Origin of the sequence: Helicobacter sp. 13S00482-2 (assembly GCF_002272795.1) — a bacterium.
Taxonomy (GTDB): Bacteria; Campylobacterota; Campylobacteria; order Campylobacterales; family Helicobacteraceae; genus Helicobacter_J.
The window spans coordinates 1-476 of the sequence record NZ_MLAT01000089.1; the positions used below are offsets into that span (position 1 = coordinate 1).

Below are 476 nucleotides of genomic sequence, written 5' to 3' on the forward strand. Positions count from 1 at the left end.
AGATGTCTTTTAAGTGGAGATAAAGCTTGTGGTAGAGTCACTCAGAGTTTTGCAAATATGTTCAACATCACTAAAAATTCAACCTATAGCGATGTTTATTATTTGAAATATAATTACAATATTGGCACAAGAAATCCTTCTGGTACCTCCACGCTTTATTTCAATAATGCGGCAGTTATTAATGCCGGCAAACCTTTTACTGTACCTTTTGGTGATTTACCTATACCTGTTGGTGGTGGCATCAATGTAGGAAATGGGCAGAATATTGATGCGTATTTTAAAAATTCTGCCTATAAGGGAGATTTCAACTTTTACTATGGTGGTTTTGCTATCCCCACTTACTATACCTTTGATGGGAATTACAATGGAGATTCATATGCTTCTCTTAAGGGTAAAGCTTTTGTAGGAAATATGGACATCAGTGCGAATGCTCCTGTTTTTACCTTTAAAAATGGTGCGGTCGCAGAGATTGGGTA

The 476-nt window shown here is 36.6% G+C and carries 1 protein-coding gene; it reads left to right on the plus strand.

Annotation, left to right across the window (positions count from 1 at the left end; all coding sequences use genetic code 11):
- A partial coding sequence (locus BKH42_RS09710; RefSeq protein ID WP_219349871.1) for a hypothetical protein occupies window positions 1–476 on the plus strand: 476 nt, incomplete at both ends.